Source organism: Gilvimarinus sp. 1_MG-2023 (assembly GCF_030548285.1).
The window spans coordinates 1-418 of record NZ_JAUOSC010000209.1; the positions used below are offsets into that span (position 1 = coordinate 1).

General features: G+C 59.6%; 1 protein-coding gene. It reads left to right on the forward strand.

Features of this window, described 5'->3' with window-relative positions; genetic code table 11:
* Window positions 1-418 (forward strand): class I SAM-dependent methyltransferase (locus Q4563_RS16460; RefSeq protein ID WP_303605250.1); only part of this gene is annotated, 418 nt, incomplete at both ends.

Genomic DNA, 418 nt, shown 5'->3' on the forward strand with positions numbered 1-418 from the left:
GTTTTCATTTGTGCCTGGGTGGCGATGGCTTGTCGCTGCGAGAAGGTGCAGGTGGCAAGGCGGTGGTGCGAGTTGATTTTGCGGCCGGTGCTACGGCGCACCGTCGCCGTTTTGGTGGCGGGCTGGGTCAGGATATCGCCAAAGCGGTTGGCGTTTCCGGGGCTTATCAGCCAAGTGTTATCGATGCAACCGCCGGCTTGGGACGCGACAGCTTTGTGCTGGCAACACTGGGCTGCCAGGTGGTTGCCCATGAACGGCAACCGGTTGTGGCGGCCTTGCTGGACGATGGGTTGATACGTGGTCGACAAGATGTTGAAGCCGGGGAAATTGTGCGCCGTATCCGTTTTTCGATTGGCTCCAGCCATACGTTACTGATCCCGGAAGCGGAGATGGCACGTCGGCCGGATGTGGTCTATCT